The organism is Serratia sp. NGAS9, assembly GCF_009905295.1.
Lineage (GTDB): Bacteria > Pseudomonadota > Gammaproteobacteria > Enterobacterales > Enterobacteriaceae > Serratia > Serratia bockelmannii.
This window is the reverse complement of sequence record NZ_CP047605.1, coordinates 2,618,467-2,638,870: the sequence shown is the minus strand read 5'-3', so window position 1 is coordinate 2,638,870 and position 20,404 is coordinate 2,618,467. Positions and strand designations below refer to the sequence as shown.

The following is a 20,404-nucleotide window of genomic DNA, read 5'->3' as shown; positions in this document are numbered from 1 at the left end:
GGCGGGGCGATTACTGCTCCATGACGCGCGCGATCTTCTTGACCGATTTGTCCATTTCCTGCTTAGCGTCCGCGCCCATAAAGATCTTCTTCAGGCTGGCTATCCACATGTTCTGCCACTTCGGCGTATTGGTGCCGGCGGTGGGGTAAGCCTGGGTCACTTCAAGGGTCTGGATATAAGGCGAAACGTCGACTTTCTGAATCTGCTGCGCCCAGACCTTGGCCGCCGTCTTGTTGGCCGGGATCACCACCTTGGCCAGCTCCGCCTGCGAGGCTTCGCTGCTCATGAAGGCGATATATTTCCAGGCGGCCTGCTTATGGGCGCTTTTGGCCGACATGGCGAAGGCCAGACTGTGCGCCACGCCGGACTGGCGTTCAATTTTGGGCATCATCACCACGCCGATGTGGTCGTTGATCAGCGGGTTATTGGCGAACGGTGCCGCCAGCCAGGAACCGGCATAGACCATCGCCGCGCGGTTGGACTGGAAGATGTTCTCGGTTTTGACTTCGCTCATCTGCTGGGCGCTTGGCATCAGGCCGTCTTTCATCATGCCCTGCAGCTGCTGGTAGACCCAGAGGGATTTGTCGTTGGCGATGTCGGTGGGCTGGCCGTCTTTCGGCACGATGTGATTGCCGTTTTGGAACAGCAGGTTCATGTAACTGTCCTGACCGTCGATGCTGAGATCCATCACCAGCGGGAAGGCCGTGCCTTTCAGCCCGTTTTTCAGCGCGGTAGCCTTGCTTTTCAGATCGTCCCAGTTCCAGTCGCTGGTGGGGTAGCTGACGCCGGCCTGATCGAACAGTTTTTTGTTGTACCACACGGCGATGGAATCGACGTCGCGCGGGATGGCCATCTGCTGGCCGTCGTACTGGTAGGCTTTCACCGAGCTGGCGACCACGTCGTCCAGCTTAAGGCCGCTGTCTTTAATATAGGGTGCCAGCGGCTCCATAATGCCGTTTTTGGCGTACTGCACAAAATAAGGCATATTAATCCAGAATATATCCGGCGCCACGCCGCCGGCGGCTGCGGAATCTAATTTAACGAAATATTGTGCCGAGGGGGTTAATTCTATTTCTATTTTTATATCCGGGTTGGCCTGCTCAAATCGCTTAGCAATCTCCTGTTCGGATGATAATTGATTTCTGTCCCAAACGGCATAGCGCAATGTTATTTCATCTGCGGCGTGGAGCAGTGTGGGCAATAATAATGCGCTGGCAAGAATAGAGTGCGCCAGCAGGCGGCCGGTATTTTTTATCGGTGACATTGCTTTCCCCTCGGTGAGCGACGAATAGCGTTTTTCGCAACGTAAATTCTTTCTATCCCTTAACTTTCAATGTGTCAATACACCCCCAAATGCCCAAAAATGGGGCGTTGATGTTTCATTGTTGTTAAAATCGAAAGGCTTTGACGGCCAAGTGAAAGGTGTGTTTATTCACAATTCGTTAACCTTTTGACGGGTTTTTTCCCCGGTGGCGCGGCATTTAGCGGCCTTCGCAGGCATAGGAATAACTGATAACCCTTGCACCATAATGGGGATTAAAAACATTTTTATTGTGCAAGCTTCTGCTTCTTTCATTTTTGTGATGCAAATAAACAAAAAAATCTTGCTGTGGCTGTCAGAGGAGGGTGCAGGAACGTTTTTTATTGCCGGCTATTGTCTGTGGCGATAAAAGACGTTAGCCTGAATTTCACAATATTGATTTATCCAAAATAAAGAGGGCCGATTATCATGCGCCTGTCTCTGGTATTTACGCATTGCCTGGAGAAAGTATTTCATTGCCAAAATATGCCGCCCGTTGCCGTAGAAAATCGGCTGAGCGGGTTAAATAACGAGGTGCTTTCCTGGCAGGCGGTGTACTGTTTGCAAACCCCGGGCAACGAGACTCGCCATGAGCTCAGTTATCAACTTGACGGACCGCTGGCGGCGTATATCAGCGTGCGCCAGGTGCAATCGGTACCGAGCGGTTTTCCCTGTTATCGCGAGATCGATGAGAATTACCTGACGACCGAGCCGGGCTTATTTCCCGATCCGCTGATGCCGCTGCCGCAACGGCGTTTTTTTGCCGCCTGCCGCTATTATGGCAGCCTGTGGCTGACCTTGACGCCGCCGGCCGACGCGCAACTGGCTGGTGACTTTCCGTTGACCCTGCGGCTGCGGGATGCCCAGAGCGGCGAGGCGCTGGCCGAGGCCACGCTGACGCTGCATCTGGTGCCGGCGGCGTTGCCGCCGCAAACGCTGTTGCACACCGAGTGGTTGCACACCGACTGCCTGGCGGATTACTACCGTCTGGCGGTGTTCAGCCCGGATTACTGGCGCGCGGTGCGCAACTTTGTGCGCTGTGCGGTTCAGGCCGGGGTTAATATGCTGCTGACGCCGCTGTTTACGCCGCCGCTGGATACCGCCGTCGGCGGTGAACGCACCACGGTGCAGTTGGTGAGGGTGTCGCGTTCGGCGCAGGGGTATGACTTCGATTTCAGTCTCCTGGCGCAGTGGATAGCGTTGGCGCAGGAAGAGGGCATCGAGCACTTCGAAATCGCGCCGCTGTTTACCCAATGGGGCGCGGCACATGCGCCGAAGATCGTGGTGGAGGAGCAGGGCGAGGCGCGACCGCTTTTCGGCTGGCACACCGATGCGCAGGGCGAAGCGTACCAGCGTTTTCTGCAGGCGCTGCTGCCGGCGTTGACCGCCTGGTTCCGCGAACGGGGGCTGGAACGGCAGGTGTGGTTCCATGTTTCCGATGAGCCGACGCTGGACAACCTGGCGGCCTACCAGCGCGCCAGCGCCGCGCTACGCCCATTGCTGGATGGCTTTCGCACCTTCGATGCGCTGTCGGATTTCGCTTTCTATCAGCGAGGCCTGGTGGAAATCCCGGTCGCTGCCACCGATCATATCGAACCCTTTATCGAACACCGGGTGCCTGGCCTGTGGGCCTATTATTGCTGCGTACAGAAGACCGAGGTCGCCAACCGGTTCTTCGCCCAGCCTTCGGCGCGCAACCGCATATTGGGCGTGCAGCTCTATCTGTACCGCATCGCCGGCTTCCTGCATTGGGGATTCAACTTCTATAACAGCGCTCATTCGCGCGAGCGCATCAACCCTTACGCCGTGACCGACAGCGGCCATGCGTTTCCCTCCGGCGATCCGTTCGTGGTCTATCCGGGCGAGGATCTGCAGCCGGTGGAGTCGCTGCGCCTGCGGGTGCTGCATCAGGGGCTGCAGGACATGCGCGCGCTGCAGCTGCTGGAGAGTCTGACCGACCGAGCGACGGTTGAGGCGCTGATCGAACGCGAGCTGGGCATGCGCATTACCTTCAAGCGTTATCCGCACCAGGCCGGGCCGCTGCTGCGCTTGCGCGAAGCGGTGAACCGCCGCATCGAAGCGCTGCTGGCGCCGATGTGAGGGCAAGTGGGGGCGAAAATGCGTCTTTCGCTCCCAATTCGTCATTACTTTGCTATACCTGATAGTCGATGGATTCATTTTATTGTCATGTAACTGACACGTCAGAGTCACGGCTCTGGCTTAAGTTTGCAGCGACTACGTCAGGAGATAACGCGATGTTCAGCCTGGATTCTCTGTTGCAAGATGCATTTCCACACCGCAATACCCCTGCCTGGCAGCGCAGCCTGCTAAGAACCCTTCTCTTCGAAAAAGAATTCAAACAGTTCGCTGCCGACTATCCCCACCTGAAAGGGCTCGATCTGATCGAGCAGGTGGTGGACTACTTCAACCTCAGCTGCGAGCTGGTGGACGGCGATCTGGAAAACATCCCGAGCCAGGGGCCGGTGGTGCTCGTGGCCAATCACCCGATCGGCTCGCTCGACGGCCTGGTGCTGCTGCGCGCCGTCGCGGCGGTGCGCCCGGATGTGAAAGTGGTGGCCAGCCAGCTGCTGACCTATATCGAACCGCTGCGCAACCTGTTCGTGCCGGTGGATAACGTCGCTTATAAAACCAGCCGCAAACAGATTGAAGGGATGCAGCAGCAACTGGACAATCAGGGCGCGCTGATCCTGTTCCCGGCTGGCGAAGTGTCGCGCATGAGCCCGAAAGGCATCCGCGATGGCCACTGGCATACCGGCTTTCTGCGCCTGGCCGCCAAGGCGCGCGCGCCGATCGTGCCGATCCACATCAGCGCGCGCAACAGCAACCTGTTCTACTTTACCTCGCTGGTTTATCGGCCGCTGTCGACGCTGCTGCTGGTGCGTGAAATGTTCCAGCAGCGGGGCGGGCGCATCAAGATCCGCGTCGGCGGCCGTGTGCCGTTCGCCAGCTGGCACGACGGCCACACCAGCGCCAAGGATCTGGCGGAGCGCTTTCGCCGCCACGTCTATCGCCTGGGCCAGGGTAAACCGGGGCTGTTCGCCAGCGAGTCGCCGATCGCACTGCCGGAAGAGCGTCTGGAGCTGAAAAAGGCGTTGGCGAACTGCGAAAGGTTGGGGGTAACGCCGGACGGTAAAACCATCTACCTCTATCGCCGCCGTGACGAAGCGCGTACGCCAATCCTGCGCGAGCTGGGGCGCCTGCGCGAGATCGCCTTCCGCGCGGTGGGGGAAGGATCCGGCCGCCGCCGCGATCTGGATAGCTACGACGACGATTACTACCACCTGGTGCTGTGGGATGAGGAAGAGCTGGAGATCGTCGGCGCCTATCGTTTTATTCCCACCGCCGAACAAATCGAACGCAAAGGGCTGGAAAGCATCTATAGCAACAGCCTGTTCCATTACGACCGCGATATGGAACCGATCCTGGCGCAGGGCATCGAACTGGGGCGCAGCTTCATTCAGCCGGCCTATTGGGGCAAGCGTGGGCTGGACTATTTGTGGCTGGGCATCGGCGCCTATCTGTCGAAATACCCGCAATATCGCTATCTGTTCGGCCCGGTGTCGATCTCCGGCGGCATGCCGCTGGCGGCGCGCGATTTGCTGATCGCCTTCTACCGGCTCTATTTCTCGCCGGATCACGCCTTCGCGCAGTCGCGCCGGCCTTATCCGGCGTCGCTGCCGCAGGTGTTGGCGCAGTTTGCCGGGGACAACTACCAGGAAGATCTGGTACGGCTGAAGAGCCTGCTCAGCAACATCGGCTGTTCGATCCCGACGCTGTACAAACAGTACACCGAGCTGTGCGAACCGGGTGGGGTACAGTTTATCGACTTCGGCACCGATCCGGCGTTCAACAACTGCATCGATGGGCTGGTGCTGGTGGATACCACACGGCTCAAGCCGTCGCGCTATCAGCGTTATATCGCGGTGCACCAGCCACAGCCAGCCGAGACGGCATGACTACAGTCTGACTCATGCCTTTTTGATCTAAGCACGACCTTGGGGCCGGCGACGGGATAGCGCTACGATAAACGTTTTGCTTTCCACCGCCGGAGCCCGCCATGCCCCATTCGTTTATCCCGCCGTTATTGTCCGCCGATGAACCGCCCGCAGCTGCCGTTGAAATCCCGCGCGGCAAAGCGCCTTTTTTGCTGCTGTGCGATCACGCCGGCAAGGCGATACCGCAGTCCCTTGGCGACCTCGGTTTGCCGCCGGGGGAGATTGAACGCCACATCGGCTGGGATATCGGCGCGCTGAGCGTGTCGCGCCATCTGAGCCGCCAACTGGACGCCACGCTGATCCATCAGCGTTACTCACGGCTGGTGATCGACTGCAACCGGGCGCCCGGCATCGCCAGCTCGATCCCGCCTTTGTCCGAACTGACGCCCATCCCCGGCAATATCGGCATCGACGGCGAACACGCGCTGGCGCGCGAGCGTGAGGTATTTTTGCCGTATCACCACGCCATCGACGATCATCTGGGGCAACGCCAACTGCGCGAACTGCCGACGGCGGTGATCGCCATGCACAGCTTCACGCCGGTGTTCAAGGGCGAATCGCGCCCCTGGCAGGTGGGCCTGCTGTTTAACCGCTACCCGGAATTTGCGCTGCTGCTGGCCGAACTGCTGCGCGAAGAGGGGGATTTGCAGGTGGGGATCAACGAACCCTATGCGATGACCGACGCCACCGACTACACGTTGCCGGTGCATGCGGAACGTCGCGGTTTGCCTTATGTCGGCATCGAAATCCGCCAGGATCTGATCGCCGATGAACGCGGGCAGCAGGCGTGGGCGAAACGTTTCGCACGCCTGCTGCCGCAGGCCTGGCAGCGTTGGCAAATTTGACTTTAGGAATATTCCCAGAGATGATAACCGTAAGGAATACGTAATACGTCATTAGAAAAAAAGTCAGGAGAGACGTGTGGAGCACAGCGATAACGGACTGTTTATCAAACGGGAGCGTTTTGAAGTTCTGGCGATTCTGCGTGAAATTTGCAAACAACGCACGCCGCTGCGCGTAGAAAATCAGCAGCACCGGTTTCAAAGTCTGTTATTGAGCGTCGGGCCGGACAATATCGTGTTTAGCGGTGAGGAAGCGGAAAATGCCATCGACGGCGCCTGCACCATCGTGATTGAAAGCAACGACGCCAAAATCGAGTTTTCCGTCGGCCAGGCGGAACTGACCGAACATCAAGGCGTCCAGGCCTGCTCGACCCGGCTGCCGCAGGAGTTGGTCTACATCCAGCGCCGCCGTCAGTTCCGCATCACCACGCCACACTGGCGCCAATTCTTCTGTACCGGCGAATACCCGGACGGTACGCCTTATGAGCTGCGGATCCACGATCTGTCTGCCGGCGGCGTCGGTTTGCGCTTCGACGGGCCGCTACCGGATTTCTTCCAGCCGGGCCTGCAGTTCAAGAAAGCGGAGTTGGATCTGGGCAGCTACGGCAGCTTCAAGGTCAACATGGAGCTGGTGGTGGTCAACGACGATCAGGAAACCGACGATAACGATCAGGTGGTGCACTTCTCGCGCCTGTCATGCCGTTTCCTCAAGCTGGGGTTGGCGATGGAGCGCAAAATTCAGAGCGCCGTGTTCGCCTTCGAGCTGGATTTCAACAAAAAGAAAAAACGCTGATAGTGATCAGGGGCGGCACGCTGCCCCTGACTCTCCACCGGCCTTACGGCTTTAACGCCCGCAGGCTGCCGATTTCTTCCCAACCGAAATGTGCCGCTTCGGCCAGCACGTCGCACACTTCACCCCCGGCGGCGACCACGGCCGCGTCGAGCGCAGCGCCGTGCAGCAGATGGCTGACCAGCAATGCGGCGAACAGATCGCCGGTGCCTTTGACCGCCGATTTAACCTTCGGATGGGTAAAGCACTGTGTTTCCTGCCGGGTGACCAGCATCAATCCCACCTCGTCTTCGTGCTGCGCGACGCCCGGCGCGCTGGTGACCAGCACCCATTCGGTGGTGTCGTTCAACAGCGCCTGCGCGGCGTGCTGCGTCTGCTCCCGGCTGCTCAGTTGTCGGCCGCACAGCTGTTCCAGTTCAAAGCCGTTCGGCGTCAGGCCGTTGGCCAGCCGCAGGAACGGCGATCGATAGCAGTTGACGATGCGCTCATCCACGTAGATCCCTTCACCGTAATCGCCCATCACCGGATCGATATAGATTTTTATCTGAGGATTGAGCGAGCGCACCCGCTGCAGCCAGTTGGCCAGAATATGGCACTGCATCACATCGCCCAGGTAGCCGACAATCACCGCCCGGGTGCGCTTCATCACGCCGCGGGCAATCAGATCGTCGAGAAAGCCGCCGAACCACTCGCCGGAAATGACGCCGCCGTGCGGCTTGCCGTAATAGGGCGGGCAGCCGAACAGCACGCTCGGCACCTGCAGCGCTTCCAGCCCCTTTTTCAGCAGGGCGCGGTAGGCGATGCCGTTGCCGACGCTGCCGTAGACCACCTGAGATTGAATGCTGATCACGTCGATGGACGGTGACCGCAAGGGTGAAGACTGTTGCATGAGTTACATCCTTGGTTCGTTATTATCCAGCCAGCGTGCGAACACCTGCCGCGCGCGTTGTTCCAGCTGTGCGCCGTGGCACGCCGCCTGTTCGCGCAGGCTCTGTGGCGCAACGCCGGCCAGTTCCAGCTCGCAGGCATGGCCAATCAGCCAGCGTTCGATATCGCGATGATCCGCCTCCAGATGGAACTGCAGGCCGAGCGCGAACCCCTGATAGTCGAAAGCCTGATGTGGGCAAATCGCCGTGCCGGCCAGGCAGCGGGCACCGTCCGGGATCATGAACATATCGCCGTGCCAATGCAGCACCGGCGTATCGGCCAGCGGGGCCAGCACCGAGTCGTCTTCCGCCGCGAGCGTGCTCAGCGGGGCGAAGCCGATCTCTTTGACGCCGAGCGAGATCACGTCGGCGCCCAGTGCCTGGGCGATCACCTGCGCGCCGAGACAAACCCCGAGGGTCGGTCGCCGCTGCGCCAGGCGCTGTTTGACCAGCGCTAATTCATGGTCGAGAAAATCATAGCGCTGCTCACCGGAAAAGTGTTGGGCGGCGCTGATCGGCCCGCCGAGCACTACCAACAGATCGGTCTCTTCATTATTGATAGCACGAATATCATCGCGGCCGGCATCGTAATAGTCGATCTGATAGCCGCGCAGCGAGAGCAGAGAACCGAGGATACCCAGGTTTTCAAAATTGACGTGTCGAATGGCGACGGCTTTTTTCATTGTTCAACCTCGCTAGCGTGAGTGAAAGGGGTCAGCGCCAGCGACTCGCCCAGCACAGTGATGCCTTGCGCACCGCTCTGGTAGACGATGCGACGTTCGCTGACCTGGCTGAGCTGCACCTGATAACCCTGAGCGGCCGGGAACAGCGCGCACGCCTGTTCCAGCTGATCGGCTGCCCAGGGAGTGAACATCTGCAGGCGGGCAAAGGCTTTTCCTGCATACTGAATGTCGAGCACGTAATGTTTATCCATGGAACCCCTTACTTTTGGCCGCGGAAACGGGTAATCTATTTTGAACTAGTACAAAAGGATTTATGTATGAATTCATTGTATGCAAAAGGCGGCGGCGCTGTCCAGATTGCCGAGCAGATCGCCGCACGCATCAAAGATGGCGCGCTGCGGCCAGGTGAGCTGTTGCCGCCGGTACGCCAACTGGCGGCGGAGCTGGAGGTCAATCCGAATACCGTCGCCAGCGCTTACGCCCGATTGCGCGACGCCGGTCTGGTGGCGACGCGCGGGCGGGCCGGAACGGTGGTGCTGGAGCCGCCGCTGGCGGCGGTGAGTGCGGCCTATGTGCCGCGTCAGGTGCCTGCAGGGATGTGCGATCTGGCCAGCGGTAACCTGGATGCCGCATTGTTGCCGGTGCTGGCGCTTGGCACGGCGGAGGTGTTCCCGCAGCAAAACGGCTATGACATCAGCGGTGATCTGCCGATATTGACCGGTCTGGGTCGCGAGTGGCTCGGCCGCCAGGGCGTCGCGCTGGGGGAGCCGGCGGTGTTCTCCGGCGCGCTGGATGCGATGGAAAAGGCGCTGCGCTGCCATGTGCAGCCGGGCGCGGCGGTGTGGGTGGAAGATCCCTGCTGGCCGCCGCTATTGACGCTGTTGCGCCACCTGCGCCTGCGGCCGCTGCCGCTGGCGGTAGATGAACAGGGCTGTCGGTTGCCGGAAAGCGGGGCGGCCGCTGCGGTGATCCTGACGCCGCGCGCCCACAATCCGACCGGCGCCTCGCTCTCTGCGCAACGCGCGCAGCAGTGGCGGCGTTTTCTGCACGACAACCCGCAGTGTCTGGCGATCGTCGACGATTTCTGGGGGCCGCTGTCGCAGCAGCCGCTGCATCTGCCGTTCGACGGCGATCGCGGCCTGTACGTGCTGTCGCTGAGCAAGTTTCTCAGCCCGGATCTGCGTATCGCGCTGGCCTGCGGCGACCCGACGTTGCTGCAGGCGATGCGCGCCGATCAGTACATCAGCGAACGCTGGGTCAGCCATATCTTGCAGCAGATCGCCGCCAGACTGTGGGAACAGGCGTTGCAGGAAGGGCAACTGCAGCGGGCTCAACAGGCGTATCAGGCCAGAAGGGATGAACTGGTGCAGCGGCTCAATACGTTGAATCACACTGCGCTGGCGGCGGGTGAAGGGCTGCATCTGTGGTTGCCGGTGAGATCAGAAACCGCCGCCGCGCAGCTGATGGCGCAGCGGGGGTGGTTGGTGCAGGGTGGTGAACCTTTCCGCCTGAAGGGCGGCCCGGCGCTCCGCGTCAGCCTGGCTAACGTCACGCCGGCGCAGTTGGCGCCGCTGGCGCAGGATCTGACCGACGCCATGCGGGCCAGCGCGGCGATCAACTAGGCCGGCGTCAGGCTCTCCTCCGCCAGCAGCTGTAGCGAAGTGAGCCGGGCGCTCGGTTCGCCGATCGGCGTGTCGATGATGAACTCGTCCACGTCGTACCGCTGCTGCAGCTGCGCCAGTTGCTGATGTACCTGCGGCGCGGTACCAAGCAGGATATGGCTTTCCCGCGGCTCGATGCGGTAGTCGGTGGCGCCGGCCTGCTGCACGAAACTCTCTGCCTGCGCCAGGCTGCCGACGGTCACGCTCTGCTCACCGGCGACGTGCACACGGTATTGTCGAATATCGGCCGCCAGCGCCTCAGCCTGTTCCGCGCTTGGGGCCACGATCGCCGCCACCGCCAGCAGCGCCTTGCGGCCGCCGCTCAGTGCGGTGTAGTGCGCTAGCGCCTCGCGGATATCTTGCGGATTGCCGTTCAGATGCGCGGCGAACACGAAGGCCCAGCCGGATTCGGCCGCCAGCGTCGCGCTCTCTTTACTGGCGCCGAGCAGAAAGCGCTGGGCGGCGTGCGGCGGCAGCGGTGTGGCGCTCAGGCCCGGTTCGGCGTCGTCGTTCAGGTAGGCGGTCAGCTGCGACAGCTGCTGCGGGAATGCCGGTTTGTTTTGTCGGTCATGGGCAGCCTGCAGCGCCTGGGTGGCGAGCGGCAGCCCGCCGGGTGCTTTGCCCACCCCGAGATCGACGCGCCCCGGCGCCAGCGCCGCCAGCAGGTTGAAGTTTTCGGCCACCTTGTAGGCGCTGTAGTGTTGCAGCATCACGCCGCCAGAGCCGATGCGAATGCGCGACGTCTGGCCGAGCAGGTAGCCGATCAGTATTTCCGGCGACGGGCAGGCGAGCTGCGGCGTGTTGTGGTGTTCCGCCAGCCAGAAACGCCGATAGCCCCAGCGTTCCGCCTGTTGCGCCAGATGCAGCGTGCGCGCCAACGCCTGCGCGGTGCTTTCCCCGTCGGCGATCGGACTTTTTTCCAATATGCTCAAGGCATAAGCCATTTTCCCGCTCCTTTGATCATCAGATATGCCTGACAAATACCATGCGGGCGGCGTGAGGCTTAATACTGATTGGCGATAGGATATTCCATTGATCCAAAACGGATTTGGATATGCGTGGGACGGTAAAGCGCCACGGTGTTACCCCTCGAGCCAGGCCTTCAGGCGAATGGCGTCACGGTAGTGGCCGTAGCGCGGCTGCGCGCCGAGCAGGATCATCACCACCGGTTGGCCTTTGATGGTGGTGCGCATCATCAGGCAGTGACCGGCCTCGTCGGTAAAGCCGGTTTTCTGCAGCTGGATCTTCCAGGCCGGGTTATTGATTAAGCCATTGGAGCTGCGGTAGACCAGTTGGCCGCGGCCGGGGCGTACGATCTGCTGCTTGTCGGTGCTGAAGCGGCGGATCGACTGATAGCGATAGGCGTGATTGACCATCTTCAGCAGATCGTTGGCGCTCGCCACGTTGCGCGGCGTCAGCCCGGTCGGATCGTAGAAGCGGGCGCGTTTCATGCCGATGGCGCGCGCTTTCTGATTCATTTTCGCCACGAAGGCCTTGCGCCCGCCGGGATAGCTGCGGCTCAGCGCCGCGGCAGCGCGGTTCTCCGAAGACATCAGGGCGATGTGCAGCATGTCGCGGCGGCTGAGCACCGAGCCGATGGTCAGCCGCGAATGGGTTTTCTTCAGCAGATCGCGATCGGCGGCGGTGACTTTGAGCTTGCTGCCCATCGGACGTTTGCTGTCCAGGGCGACCATGGCGGTCATCAGCTTGGTGAGCGAGGCGATCGGCAGTACGCGGTTCGGCTGCTTCTGATAGAGGGTCTTTCCGGTGCGTTGATTGACGACCAGCACCGATTTGGCATTCAGCACCAGCGGTGGCGCAGCGGCATACACGGGCGCCAAAACGAACAGCAGGCTGAACAGAAGGGCGGCGCCGAAGCGCCGGACAGGCAGACGGAGAAAAGCGTGAGATAAAAGCATAACGGCGGAAATAGTGACCCTAAGTGATTAAAAAATATCAAAAGAGTCTGCCCGGCAAATGTGAAGGAAATAGGGCGATAATCGCTCAAACTGTTACAACAATCCCTTTTGCTGCAGCGTGAAGCGGGTAGCCTCGTTCAAATCGTAGTCCCCCAGGCGCTCGCGCGGCACCCAGGCGTAGTCGTCGAACTCGTCGTTGATCGTTACGTCGCGGTTGGCGGCATGGCAGTCGAAAATCAGGTAAATCATGTAGATTTGCTCCTGGCGGCCGTCGGCGTAGGTTTTCATACGCACGTCGTCGCGGAAGGTCCAGGGCGTGATGTTGTCGAGGATCAGCGCGGCGCCCAGCTCTTCGCGCACTTCGCGCCGCAGCGCCTGTTCTATTCGTTCACCCGGCTCGACGCCGCCGCCGGACAGCGCCCACTGGCCGGGAAACACGCCTTTGTGCGCCGCCATTTTGCACAGCAGGAAGGCGTTATCGTTTTCAATCAGCGGGCAAACAATGATGCGTTGGCGCATGGAAGACTCCTGTCAAAATGGAAAACAACCACTTTAACATGGGGTTTGGCACAGTAGCGTGAGAGAAATCAAAGCGTTGTCCTCGTACAGAGAAGCGGCAACCGCTTCTCTGCGCTAAGGTCAGTAGATTTCCGGCACCACCATGTTGTCCGGCACCGGGCTACGGTGGTATTCCGGGCTGCGTTTGCGCTGCGGCAGCGTGATGACGTTGCCTTCGGCCTCCTCATAAGACACCTGCTGCAGCAGGTGAGTGATGCAGTTCAAGCGGGCCTTTTTCTTGTCGACGCCCTGAACTACCCACCAGGGTGCCTCGGCAATGTTAGTGCGCGCTAACATGATCTCTTTGGCTTCGGTGTAGTCTTCCCAGCGGCGGCGGCTTTCCAGATCCATCGGGCTGAGCTTCCACTGTTTGAGCGGATCGTGAATGCGGCTGAGGAACCGCAGCTCCTGCTCGTCATCGGTGATCGAAAACCAATATTTGACGATTTGGATGCCGCTGCGCGTCAGCATTTTTTCGAATTCCGGCACGCTGCGGAAAAACTCCTCATACTCTTCGTCGTTGCAAAAGCCCATCACGCGTTCCACGCCGGCGCGGTTATACCAGCTGCGGTCGAACAGCACTATTTCGCCGGCGGCGGGCAGATGCGCGATGTAACGCTGAAAATACCACTGGGTGCGTTCGCGATCGTTTGGCGCCGGCAGCGCCGCCACGCGGCAAGTGCGCGGGTTGAGGCGCTGGGTGATGCGTTTGATCACGCCACCCTTGCCGGCGGCGTCGCGGCCTTCGAAGATGATCACCAGCCGGTGGCCGGTGCGCATCACCCAATCCTGCAGCTTCACCAGTTCGCCCTGCAGGCGCAGCAGTTCGCGGAAGTATTGTTTGCGCCAGGCTTTTTTCGCGTCGCTGTCGACTTCTGCCGCGTCGAAGCGCAGGTCGTCCAGCTCCATTTCCAGCTCTTCATCGTAGCTGTCGTAAAATTCTTGCAGCAGGCGCTGGTTGAAACCGTCATCGCGGTTGAATTCATGCATGGTCATCAGATTTTCTCCGTATCAGCCCGGTGTTAGAAATGGTTGAAGATCCAGTACAGCACCGCCGACAGCAGCACCGAGGCCGGCAGCGTCAGCACCCAGGCCATCAGTAGATTACGCAGGGTGGCCATCTGTAGGCCGGAGCGGTTGGCGGCCATGGTGCCGGCGATGCCGGACGAGAGTACGTGAGTGGTCGAAACCGGCAAACCGAAGGCATCGGCCGCGCCGATGGTGGTCATCGCCACCAGTTCGGCGCTGGCGCCCTGGGCGTAGGTCAGGTGCGATTTACCGATCTTTTCGCCCACCGTCACCACGATACGGCGCCAGCCGACCATGGTGCCGAGCCCCAGTGCAATCGCCACCACCACTTTCACCCAGAAGGGAATGAAGCGGGTGGCATTATCGAGTTCACCCTTCAGCGCGTCGAGGTTGCGCTGCGCATCGGGATTGATCTGCAGCTGACGCTCTGCTTTGAGGTGCTTGATGGTCTCGGACGCCAGGTACATGTCGTTGCGGGTGTTCGACACCGCCTGCGCCGGGATCTTGTCGACCGAGCCGTACTGACGGATTTGATCGCCGATCGCGCCGGCCAGCTGCGCCAGCGCCGGTACGACTTCCGGCGTCAGTTCGCTGGTGCGCACATAGCCGGTCAACACCTCACGCGGCGGGGTTTGGCCGCCGGCCGGGAACTGGCGCAGCAGCTCGTTTTTGGTCACCTCCGCCAGCGCCGCCACCCGGGGGATCTGCTCCGGCGGCATCGAACGGTTCAGGGCGTAGGCGATCGGCATGGTGCCCACCAGGATCAGCATGATAAGGCCCATGCCTTTCTGCCCGTCGTTGGAGCCGTGGGCAAAGGAAACGCCGGTGCAGGTGAGGATCAGCAGCCCGCGGATCCACAGCGGCGGCGGGGTATTGCCTTTAGGCGCGCTGTACAACTGGCGGTTCTTGACGAACAGCTTTAGCGCCAGCAGCAGCAGGCCGGCGAACACGAAGCCGATCACCGGCGACAGCAGCAGCGCATAGCCCACCTTGATCGCCTGGCCCCAGTCCACGCCGCTGGTGCCGGTGCGGCCGTGGATCAGGGCATTGGCCACGCCGACGCCGATAATCGAGCCGATGAGCGTATGCGACGACGAGGCGGGCAGCCCGAGCCACCAGGTGCCGAGGTTCCAGATGATGGCGGAGAACAGCAGGGCGTACACCATGGCGAAACCGTTGCCGGTGCCGGCTTGCAGGATCAGCTCGACCGGCAGCAGTGAAATGATGCCGAAGGCCACCACGCCGCTGGAGAGCAACACGCCGAGAAAGTTGAAGAAACCGGACCACACCACGGCGACCATCGGCGACAGCGAGTGGGTGTAAATCACCGTCGCGACCGCATTGGCGGTATCGTGGAAGCCGTTGACGAATTCAAAGCCCAGCGCGATCAGCAGCGCCAGCCCCAATAATAAAAACGGAATGTAACTGGTATAGACGGCGCCGGCATCGCTGACGTCGTTAAATAAGTTCACTCCGGCAAACGCGATCCCCAGAATTAATAAGAAAACAAAAAAAAGAACAGTGAGTCGACTGTTCTTTTGATGCAGCTTGGGCAGGCTGGATGCGGCCGGCACACCCGTTTGAACGGCGCTGTTATCGCTCATAATGACCTTCCTGAAAGGATTGAATGCGGTAGCTGTCGCCTGAAAAGTATTCTGAATGAATGTGGCCTTTTTATGACGAAAATATTAATCATCGGGAACGGCGAAAATCATTAACGCCGATAAATAAAGATTGTTATAACAGCGGGGAAGGTCTTGGGTTAACGGCAACAGGCAGGATATGGCGTTATGGTGCAACGGTTAGCGGAAAAGATGCACAAGCTGGATTTTGATGATGAGGTGACCGGGCTGATCTACGGCCATGTGTTCCGCTCCGGTGAGGTGCCGGCGCGCCTGAACTCGCAGCAGGTTTGTCAGGCCTACCAAGCGTTGCCGCCCGGCGACGGCTTTGTCTGGCTGCACCTCAATCTCAACCACGCGGCGGCGGAGAAGTGGTTGAAAAACCATTTCGCCATTTCCGATTTTTTCTTTCACGAGATCCGCCACGGCTCCCACACCACGCGCATCGAGCGCCAGGGCGACGATCTGTTCGCGGTGCTCAACGACGTGATTTTCCACCCTGAGGACAGCAACCCGGAAACGGCGACGCTGTGGCTCTATTGCTGCCGTGGGCTGGTGGTCACCGTGCGTCACAAACCGGTGCGATTGATTGAACGGCTGCTTGGCCGCCTGACGGCGCTGGAGCTGGCGTCGTCTACCGAGCTGCTGGCGCACCTGCTGGAAGAGCAGGAGGACGTGCTGGAGCAGGTGGTGCGGCAGGCCAACCAGTATGTCGATACCATCGAGGATCGTCTGCTGACTCGACGCGTCAAACGCAATCGCGCCGAGCTGGGGCGCATGCGCCGCATGTTATTGCGCTTTCAACGTCTGCTGGCGCCGGAACCGGCCGCGCTGTTTCGCCTGTTGAACCGGCCGCCGACCTGGCTGAGCCGTGAGGTGGTGCAGGATCTGCGGCAGTTTACCGAAGAGTTCACCGTGGTGTTGAACGATCTCGCCAGCCTGACCGAACGCATTCGGCTGCTGCAGGAGGAGCTGAGCGCCAAACTGATGGAGCAGAATAACCGCACGCTTTACACCCTGACGGTGATCACCGTGCTGGCATTGCCGATCAATATCGTCGCCGGTTTCTTTGGCATGAACGTGGGGGGGATCCCGCTGGCCAGCAATCACCACGGTTTTATCCTGCTGGTGTTGCTGGTCGGCAGTTTTACGCTGATCGCCGGTTATTTGGCGTTCAGGCGCAGGGACGAGACGTAATTACAGGCGGGCGCGGTACTCTTCTTCCAGCCGGGCATGGGTGCTCCAGAACGGCTGCGGCGCCCGGTCGTGCAGGCGATCCAGCAGGATATCCAGATGAGTGTGCCAGCCGCCGGCGACGCTGAGCATCTCGTCGCGGTTGGCCAAGCGCCGGTGGGTGACCGTCAGCAGCACCGCGTTTCCCTGCTCCGTCAGTTCGAAGGTCACTTCGGAAGGGCGCCCCTGATCCTGTTCGGCCCAGGTAAAGCTCAGCAGGCGCGGCGGGAACAGGCAGGTGATGTGGCCGCGGTTGCTGACACAGCCGCCGTGCTGTTTGTACTTGGCCGGCGGTTGCTCGTGCTCGCCGGCCAGATCGGAGTTGCGAAACTCCAGCTCCAGCGGTGCGCCGTTTTCCAACTTCATGGCGCCGGACGCCAGCCAGGTGGCGCGCTTGTCGGATTCGGTCAGGTAAGCCCACACCCGCTCGATGGGCCCAGGCAGCAAGCGCTGGATGCGCAGCGTGCCGGGTTCGATAATCATGCCGTAATCATTCATGGTTCACTCCTTGGGAGGAAGCTGTTCGGGCTGTAGCAGCGCCTGTTCGAGCGCATCCAGCCGTTCAGTCCAGAAATGTTCATAGGTTTGCAGCCAGTGCATGGCCTGCGCCATAGGCTCGGGTTCGAGCCGGCAGATATGGTTTCTTCCTTGCACGGTGCGTTGCACCAGGCCCGCATGTTCCAGTGCTTTCACGTGCTTGGAGGCGCCGGCGAACGACATCTGCAACGGCGCGGCCAGTTCGCCGATGCTGCGCTCACCGCCGGCCAGCGCGCGTAACATCGAACGGCGGGTCGGGTCGGCCAGCGCATGAAAAATGGCGTCCAGCTGTGAGGAAGATAATTCAACCATATGGTTGAATATAGAACAGGTGGGCTAATATTCAACCGTTTTGTTGAATATTTTTTTGCCCCGGCGAGAAACCGGGGCGAGGATCAGGCGCAGGTGTGCGCCAGCAGGGCGTTGAGCAACACGTCGGCGCCTGCGGCGGCCCAGGCGGGGGTGATATCTTCCCGCTCGTTGTGGCTGATGCCGTCCACGCAGGGAATGAAAATCATGGCGGTCGGGGCGACGCGGTTAAGGTAACAGGCATCGTGGCCGGCGCCGGAAATCATGTCGCGATGGCGATAGCCCAATGCTTGCGCGGCGTGGCGTACGCTGTCGATGCAGCCCCGATCAAAAGCGATCGGGGGATACTGGAAGATGCGGTCGGCGCGGGCGGTCAGACCACCGCCGTTGACGGCGTTCACCGCCGTCAGCAGACGCTGCTCCATCTGCTCCAGGGTAGACTCCTGCGGATGGCGGAATTCGACGCTGAAAAAGACGCGTCCCGGCACCACGTTGCGTGAATTGGGGGTAATTTGCGCCATGCCCACCGTGGCGCGCGCATCGGGCGCAAAATCCCAACCGATGCGGTTGACCGCCGTGACCAGCGCCGTAAAGCCCAGCAGGGCGTCGCGGCGTCGATCCATTGGCGTGGTGCCGGCATGGGCGCTGAAGCCGACGACCTCCAGCTCATACCAGCGCTGCCCTTGTGCGGCGGTCACCACGCCGATGTCGAGATGTTCCGCTTCCAGAATCGGCCCCTGTTCGATGTGCAGTTCGAAGGCGGCGTGGATCGGCGTGCCGCCCACCGGGTGCTCGCCGGCGTAACCAATGCGTTCCAGTGCGTCGCCAAGGCTGACGCCGTGCTCGTCGCGGCGCGTCAGGCCGTATTCCAGGTCGAATACCCCGGCGAACACCCCGGAGGCGATCATCGCCGGCGCAAAGCGTGCGCCTTCTTCGTTAGTCCAGTTGATCACTTCAATCGGGCGTTCGGTGACGATCTGCCGATCGTTAAGGGTACGAATAACCTCCAATCCGGCCAGCACGCCGTAGATGCCGTCGAAACGGCCGCCGCGGGGCTGCGAGTCGCCGTGAGAACCGGTGACGACCGGCGGCAATTCGGGGCGCGCGCCTTCACGGCGCAGGAACATGTTGCCCATCCGATCGACGCGCACGTTACAACCTGCCTCCAGCGCCCAGGCGCGCAGCTGCTCGCGCGCTTGGCGATCTTCTTCACTCAGCGCCAGCCGGGTGACGCCGTTATCGGCGATGGCGCCGAACTGCGCCATCGCGTGCAGGCTTTGCCACAGGCGCTCGCCGTTGACCCGATACGTCATTGTTCTTCTCCCGACGTTTTGGCGGTGTAGCGAAAATCGCAGCAGGGGGCGCCGGACATGATGGTTTGGCTGCGCTGCAGGTCAACCTCTGGGGCATAGCCGACGATGAACTGGCTGTCGCGGGCGCAGGAGAGCAGGTGGCCGATCTCCCCCAGCCCCATCTCGTGATACATCTCGGCGTAGCGGCAGCGGGTGACGTTATAGTCGAAGTGCTGCGCGTCCTGATTGATCACCTCGACGCGCAGCGCATCGTCTTTTTCCCACAGGTACTGCAAGGCGGCGAAGCTGCGCAGATCCGCGCCGTTCGGTTCCTGGGCGGCGAACTGTTTGCCCGCCTCGATGGCGGCATTCTCGATGGCTTCGCCGATCACCGCCTGGGCGCGCGCCTTGCCGATTTCACGCACCAGGATCTGGTAGATCGGTTTGATGATCTCCGCCTCGATCTTTCTGCGGGCCAAAATGCCCAATTCGTTTTTTGCACAGCTCATCGCCTTGCTCCTCTTGATTTATTGTGACTTGGCGCCGCCCAACACGGTTTGCGGCTGCCATTTGCCGTCAACCACCCGGTACAGGGTGAAGCTCGGCTGTTGCAGGTTGCCTTGCGCATCGAAGGCAATGGCGCCGGTGACGCCCTGGTAATGTATGGCGCGCAGTTTCGGCAGATAATCGGCCGGATTGGCCGAATCGGCTTGCTCAATGGCGGCGATCAGCACCCGGGTGGCGTCGTAGGCGAAGGGCGCATGCAGTTCGATGTGGGTGTGATAACGATCGCGGTAGGCTTGTTCAAACGCCTTGCCGCCCGGCATCTGTTCCAGCGGCAGCCCCGGCTCCAGCGCGACGACGCCTTCGCCTTCCCGCTGCGCCAGCGTCAGGAAGGTTTGGCTGACGAAGCCGCCGGCGCCCATCAGCTGCGCGTTCATGCCCAGCTGTTTCAGCTTGCGTGCCAACGGCGCCGCTTGAGAATCCACGCCGCCGAAGAAAATCAGATCGGCGTGTTTACTGCGCACGGTGGTCAGCACGGCGCTGAAATCGACGGTCTTGTCATCCACATACTCGCGGGTGACCGGCTGCACGCCCTGGGCCTGCAGCGATTTGATAAACTCGTCCGCCAGCCCCTGGCCGAAAGCGGTGCGATCGTCGATTACCGCGATACGCTTGGCTTTCAGCGTTTTCACCGCATATTGCCCGGCGTAGTTGCCGCCGTCGTCGTCGTGGCCCATCACGCGGAAGCTGGTGTCAAAGCCTTGCTGCGTGTAGCCGTGACCGGTCGCCACCGGCGCCACCTGAGCGATACCGGCGTCGTGGTAGATGCGCGCCGCCGGGATGCTGGTGCCGGTGTTCCAGTGGCCGACCACGCCGGCGACGCCTTCGTCGACCAAGCGCTGCGCCACGGCCACGGCGGTGCGCGGGTCGGACTGATCGTCCTCGGACAGTAATTTGAAGGTGACCGGTTTGCCGTTCAGCGTCGGTTTCTGTGCGTTAGCGTCGGCGATCGCCAGCCGTGCGCCGTTTTCGAGATCTTTGCCGATGCGCGCGGAAGGGCCGGTCAGCGGCCCGGCCAGGCCGATCAGCACGGTGTCGTCCGCCAGCGCCGGGAGGCTCAGGATCATTGTCATGGCGGCCAGCGCCAACGGCTTGATGCGAATGTTCTGCTGCATGTCATACT

At 60.9% G+C, this 20,404-nt stretch carries 20 protein-coding genes; 6 read left to right on the top strand and 14 right to left on the bottom strand.

Going from position 1 to position 20,404, the window contains the following annotated elements:
* Positions 1-10: 10 nt before the first annotated feature.
* On the bottom strand, positions 11-1,264 hold the full coding sequence (locus tag GUC32_RS12645) for a sugar ABC transporter substrate-binding protein (RefSeq protein WP_369435251.1): 1,254 nt from the start codon (positions 1,262-1,264) through the stop codon (positions 11-13).
* A 465-nt stretch (positions 1,265-1,729) separates the two neighbouring features.
* Here GUC32_RS12645 and GUC32_RS12640 point away from each other — a divergent pair, with 465 nt between their 5' ends.
* From GUC32_RS12640 to GUC32_RS12625, 4 genes are all read left to right on the top strand, one after another.
* Positions 1,730-3,400: a DUF4091 domain-containing protein gene (locus tag GUC32_RS12640; protein ID WP_369435250.1), complete on the top strand. Its 1,671-nt coding sequence runs from the start codon at positions 1,730-1,732 to the stop codon at positions 3,398-3,400.
* Positions 3,401-3,555: 155 nt separating this feature from the next.
* A complete protein-coding gene (gene olsF, locus GUC32_RS12635) occupies positions 3,556-5,277 on the top strand; it encodes an ornithine lipid synthase OlsF (RefSeq protein WP_025302952.1) in 1,722 nt (573 codons plus the stop codon).
* Positions 5,278-5,378: 101 nt separating this feature from the next.
* On the top strand, positions 5,379-6,161 hold the full coding sequence (locus GUC32_RS12630; RefSeq protein ID WP_025302951.1) for an N-formylglutamate amidohydrolase: 783 nt from the start codon (positions 5,379-5,381) through the stop codon (positions 6,159-6,161).
* A 76-nt stretch (positions 6,162-6,237) separates the two neighbouring features.
* Complete coding sequence (locus GUC32_RS12625; protein ID WP_025302950.1) at positions 6,238-6,951, top strand: flagellar brake protein; 714 nt, start codon at positions 6,238-6,240, stop codon at positions 6,949-6,951.
* Between the two features lie 43 nt (positions 6,952-6,994).
* On the opposite strand, the gene pdxY is transcribed toward GUC32_RS12625, so the two are convergent.
* Genes pdxY through GUC32_RS12610 form a run of 3 tightly spaced genes read right to left on the bottom strand, consistent with a single transcriptional unit; the run spans position 6,995 to position 8,808 of the window.
* Positions 6,995-7,837: a pyridoxal kinase gene (gene pdxY, locus GUC32_RS12620; protein WP_025302949.1), complete on the bottom strand. Its 843-nt coding sequence runs from the start codon at positions 7,835-7,837 to the stop codon at positions 6,995-6,997.
* A 3-nt stretch (positions 7,838-7,840) separates the two neighbouring features.
* Positions 7,841-8,557: a glutamine amidotransferase gene (locus GUC32_RS12615; RefSeq protein WP_043143441.1), complete on the bottom strand. Its 717-nt coding sequence runs from the start codon at positions 8,555-8,557 to the stop codon at positions 7,841-7,843.
* Positions 8,554-8,808 (bottom strand): hypothetical protein, encoded by a 255-nt coding sequence (locus GUC32_RS12610; RefSeq protein ID WP_025302947.1) that lies wholly within the window; start codon positions 8,806-8,808, stop codon positions 8,554-8,556. The genes GUC32_RS12615 and GUC32_RS12610 overlap by 4 nt, the downstream gene beginning before the upstream one ends.
* Before the next feature lie 66 nt (positions 8,809-8,874).
* Here GUC32_RS12610 and GUC32_RS12605 point away from each other — a divergent pair, with 66 nt between their 5' ends.
* Positions 8,875-10,179, top strand: coding sequence for an aminotransferase class I/II-fold pyridoxal phosphate-dependent enzyme (locus GUC32_RS12605; protein ID WP_043143443.1), 1,305 nt, complete (start codon positions 8,875-8,877; stop codon positions 10,177-10,179).
* On the opposite strand, the gene GUC32_RS12600 is transcribed toward GUC32_RS12605, so the two are convergent.
* The 5 genes from GUC32_RS12600 to GUC32_RS12580 all read right to left on the bottom strand — a co-directional run bounded on the left by GUC32_RS12600 (position 10,176) and on the right by GUC32_RS12580 (position 15,328).
* Positions 10,176-11,162, bottom strand: coding sequence for an MsnO8 family LLM class oxidoreductase (locus GUC32_RS12600; protein WP_369435249.1), 987 nt, complete (start codon positions 11,160-11,162; stop codon positions 10,176-10,178). The two genes, GUC32_RS12605 and GUC32_RS12600, sit on opposite strands and share 4 nt — an antisense overlap.
* Before the next feature lie 138 nt (positions 11,163-11,300).
* Positions 11,301-12,137 carry a D-alanyl-D-alanine endopeptidase gene (gene pbpG / locus GUC32_RS12595; protein ID WP_369435248.1) on the bottom strand — a complete coding sequence of 279 codons (837 nt, stop codon included), beginning with the start codon at positions 12,135-12,137 and terminating at the stop codon, positions 11,301-11,303.
* 93 nt (positions 12,138-12,230) lie between these two features.
* Positions 12,231-12,656 (bottom strand): nucleoside triphosphatase NudI, encoded by a 426-nt coding sequence (nudI, locus tag GUC32_RS12590; RefSeq protein ID WP_049207497.1) that lies wholly within the window; start codon positions 12,654-12,656, stop codon positions 12,231-12,233.
* A gap of 120 nt (positions 12,657-12,776) precedes the next feature.
* On the bottom strand, positions 12,777-13,691 hold the full coding sequence (ppk2, locus tag GUC32_RS12585; RefSeq protein WP_238969390.1) for a polyphosphate kinase 2: 915 nt from the start codon (positions 13,689-13,691) through the stop codon (positions 12,777-12,779).
* Positions 13,692-13,717: 26 nt separating this feature from the next.
* A complete protein-coding gene (locus tag GUC32_RS12580) occupies positions 13,718-15,328 on the bottom strand; it encodes an inorganic phosphate transporter (protein WP_025302941.1) in 1,611 nt (536 codons plus the stop codon).
* Between the two features lie 186 nt (positions 15,329-15,514).
* Here GUC32_RS12580 and GUC32_RS12575 point away from each other — a divergent pair, with 186 nt between their 5' ends.
* The gene (locus GUC32_RS12575; RefSeq protein WP_369435247.1) at positions 15,515-16,543 is read left to right on the top strand and encodes a transporter; all 1,029 of its coding nucleotides are present in this window, start codon (positions 15,515-15,517) and stop codon (positions 16,541-16,543) included.
* On the opposite strand, the gene GUC32_RS12570 is transcribed toward GUC32_RS12575, so the two are convergent.
* From GUC32_RS12570 to GUC32_RS12550, 5 genes are all read right to left on the bottom strand, one after another.
* Complete coding sequence (locus GUC32_RS12570) at positions 16,544-17,077, bottom strand: SRPBCC family protein (RefSeq protein ID WP_025302939.1); 534 nt, start codon at positions 17,075-17,077, stop codon at positions 16,544-16,546. It abuts the gene before it with no gap.
* Between the two features lie 3 nt (positions 17,078-17,080).
* Positions 17,081-17,428 carry a helix-turn-helix transcriptional regulator gene (locus GUC32_RS12565; protein ID WP_004938187.1) on the bottom strand — a complete coding sequence of 116 codons (348 nt, stop codon included), beginning with the start codon at positions 17,426-17,428 and terminating at the stop codon, positions 17,081-17,083.
* A gap of 83 nt (positions 17,429-17,511) precedes the next feature.
* Positions 17,512-18,738, bottom strand: coding sequence for a Zn-dependent hydrolase (locus tag GUC32_RS12560; RefSeq protein WP_141998168.1), 1,227 nt, complete (start codon positions 18,736-18,738; stop codon positions 17,512-17,514).
* Positions 18,735-19,226, bottom strand: coding sequence for an L-2-amino-thiazoline-4-carboxylic acid hydrolase (locus tag GUC32_RS12555; RefSeq protein WP_025302937.1), 492 nt, complete (start codon positions 19,224-19,226; stop codon positions 18,735-18,737). The genes GUC32_RS12560 and GUC32_RS12555 overlap by 4 nt, the downstream gene beginning before the upstream one ends.
* Before the next feature lie 18 nt (positions 19,227-19,244).
* A complete protein-coding gene (locus GUC32_RS12550) occupies positions 19,245-20,396 on the bottom strand; it encodes a branched-chain amino acid ABC transporter substrate-binding protein (protein ID WP_369435246.1) in 1,152 nt (383 codons plus the stop codon).
* Positions 20,397-20,404 lie beyond the last annotated feature (8 nt).